This is a genomic window from Mitsuaria sp. TWR114 (genome assembly GCF_007997345.1).
The window spans coordinates 1-2,927 of the sequence record NZ_VOSR01000099.1 but is presented as its reverse complement, the minus strand read 5'-3'; the positions used below and the strand labels follow the sequence as shown (position 1 = coordinate 2,927).

Annotated in this window: 2 protein-coding genes; both read right to left on the bottom strand. The window is 73.3% G+C overall.

All coding sequences use genetic code 11. The features are described 5' to 3' along the window. On the bottom strand, positions 1-576 hold a 576-nt coding region (locus FUT87_RS30355), incomplete at its 3' end, for a sensor histidine kinase (protein WP_255511673.1). Further along, positions 528-2,639 (bottom strand): GAF domain-containing protein, encoded by a 2,112-nt coding sequence (locus FUT87_RS05030; RefSeq protein WP_255511672.1) that lies wholly within the window; start codon positions 2,637-2,639, stop codon positions 528-530. The genes FUT87_RS30355 and FUT87_RS05030, both read right to left, overlap by 49 nt. Positions 2,640-2,927 lie beyond the last annotated feature (288 nt).

The following is a 2,927-nucleotide window of genomic DNA, read 5'->3' as shown; positions in this document are numbered from 1 at the left end:
GCAGATCGCCAGCCCCATGCCCATGCCGTGGGACTTGGTCGTGAAGAAGGGCTCGGTCAGCTGCGCCGCCGCATCGGGCGGGATGCCGGTGCCGCGATCCTCGATCTCGACGCGGATCAGGTCCGGCAGCGCCGCGCCCCAGCGCATCGTCAGGCGACGCTGTCCCTCGGGCACCTCAGCCATCGCCTCGGCGCCGTTCATCAGCAGGTTGATGGCGACCTGCTGCAGCTGCACCCGGTCGCCGCGCACGCGGCAGGGTTGCGCCGGGCCGAGCACCGAGAGCGTCACCCCGAGCTCCGCCATCGAGCCGGCCACCAGCGACACGCATTCGCGCAGTGCGTCGCACAGGTCGATGTCGGCGAACTGCGGCTCGGCCTTGCGCGCCATCGCGCGCAGGCCCTGGATGATGCTCTTGGCGCGCTTGGCGCTGAGCCGGACATGGGAGACCATCGCCAGCGCCTCGCCGATGTCGGGCTCGTCGCGCTCCAGCCAGCGCGAGGCGGCGCTGGCCGAGGTGTCGATGGCGCTCAGCGGCTGGCCGATCTCGTGGACGATGGAGGCCACCAGCTCGCCCATCGCCTTGAGCCGGCTCGCGCGGCCGAGCTCGGCCAGCGCCGCGCGCAGCGCTCCTCGGCCTCGGCGCGCTGGCGGTTCTGGTCGACGAGCTCCTCGTACAGCCGCGTGTTCTCGAGCGAGAAGGCCGCCTGCGAGGCGATCACCTCCAGCAGCTCCGCCTTGGCCGGCGTGAACACGCGCGGCGCCAGGCTGTTCTCCAGGTACAGCACGCCGATCAGGCGTGCGTAGCGCATCATCGGCACGCACAGCAGCGAGCGCGGCCGCGCGCGCTTCACGTAGTCGTCCTGCGCCAGCGCCAGGGCCTCGCGCGCGTCGTCGTACTGGGTCGCATGCTGCGTGCGCGCGACCGCATGGGCGATGGTCACCGGCAGCTGCTCCGCGCTGAAGGCCGTCGGCGTCTGCGTCACCGCGATCTGCCCCGCGACCATGCGCGCGCTGGCCCGCACCGTCCATTCGCCGTCGCGCCACAACGCGAGCGCGCCGTAGTCGGCGCCCGCCGATTCGAGCGCGGTGCGCATGGTCGTCTCGACGATGCGCTCGGGCACGATGTCGCTGGCCAGCGCATGGGTGATGCGCAGCACGGCCTGGACATCGAGCTCGTGCAGGCGGCTGGTCGGCCCCGGCGCGTCGGCCTCCTGCAGCTCCGGATGACGCTGCTGCAGCTGGCGCGCCTTGGCCGCCGCGCCCCAGCGCTGCCAGGCGGCCAGGGCATGGCGCAAGTAGGCGCGGCGCTCGATCTCGCGACCGAGGCCGGCGTGGAAAGCCGCAGCCAGCTCCGCCGCCAGCGCCTCCACCTGGGTGAAGCCGTGGCGCCGCGCCTGCGTCACCGCGGTGGAAAAGAGGTCCGCCGCCTCGGCCAAGTGGCCCAGCGCCCGCGCCTGCTCGGCCAGCACCAGCGCGCGGCGCGCGCCGAAGTTCTCCGGACATTCCGCGGCCCAGCCGTCCAGCGACGCGAGGTGGTGGCGCAGCGCCGCCTCCTGCGTCTGGTCGCGCTCACGCAGCTGCAGCAGCGCGAGCGCGCCGTAGAAGGCCAGGTCGCCGCATTCGGCGAAGTTGCGTGCCACGGCCACGCAGGCCTGCGCGCGCCGGCGCGACTCGAGCGCCTCGCCCAGGTCGCCGAAGAGCAGCCCCGCCTGCAGCCGGTAGGTCCAGTAGGCCAGGTCCACCAGCGTGACCGGCGCGCCCTCGACCGGCTCGGCCATGCGCTCGCCGCGCGGCTCGCCGTCCTGCAGCACGCCCAGCAGCGTGCGCTGCGCCAGCACCGCGTCGACGACCAGCCGGAAGTTGGCGTCCTTGGCCCGCGCCAGCGCGGCCTCGACGGTCTGGCGCACGTCCTCGAGGAACTCGCCCGCGAAAAGCATGCCGGTGGCCTGGTTGCGGCCGCAGTACAGCGCGAAGGTGTGGTCGCCCTCGCGGGTGGCGATCTCGAAGGCGCGGCCGAAGACCTCCCGCGCGCCGCGCGCCGGCTGGGTCCAGGGCACGACGAAGGTCGCATAGGTGTGCAGCACGCGCGCCTGGTAGCGGCGCAGGCCGCGCTCGCCGATGAGGTGCAGCGCGAGCTCGCCGAAGGCACGCGAGCTGGCGAAGTCGCCATAACGCGCGCCGAGCACCTGGATCAGGCAGACGTAGGCGTTGGCGGAGGCGTCGCAATGGCCATGCGCGATCGCCAACCGGACCACGCGCAGCAGCATCAGGTCGACCAGCTGCTGGTCCGAATACATCGCCGGCGGGACCAGGTCGGCGAAGACGTTGACCAGCGCCCGGCGGCGCGGGTCCGGATCGACCGGCCAGTCGCGCAGCGCGTCGACGCCGTGTTCATCGAACCAGGCGCGCAGCGGCGCGTATTCCGCGTCGACCTGCGCCGGCGTCGGATGGCGCGGCAGCACGATGCCCGCCGCGCTGGCCAGGAAGGCCAGGCCGATGTCCAGCGCCAGGTCGTAGCGGCCCAGCGTCGTGTACAGGGCCACCCGCAGCCGGGCCACCTCGGCGCTGAACAGTCCGTCGCCGGCCAGGCCCTGCAGCGCCGCCAGGCGCATCTCGGCGGCCTCGAGCGCACCGGTCATGAACTCGGCCTCGCCGCAGAGCAGGCTGGCCTCCAGCGCCTCGGGACTGGTCTGCTCGTCGCCCAGCCAGGTCAGCGTCCAGCCGAAGAAATCCAGCGCCGCGTGATGCGCGGTGGCCGCCTTCGCGCGCTTGCCCGCTTCCAGGTTGATCAGCGCGAAGCGCGATGCTCGATCGGATGCACCACCGCCGGCCGCGCGAGGTTGGCCTGCGTGGCGGTCAGGAAGGCGGGGATGCGTTCGTCGTTGGCGGCGCGCAGCCGGCGCGTGATCGCCAGGTGCAGCGCGGCC

Excerpts from the sequence above, each read along its gene's own strand:
- FUT87_RS05030 (WP_255511672.1), bottom strand. The coding sequence starts at position 2,639 with ATGACCGGTGCGCTCGAGGCCGCCGAGATGCGCCTGGCGGCGCTGCAG.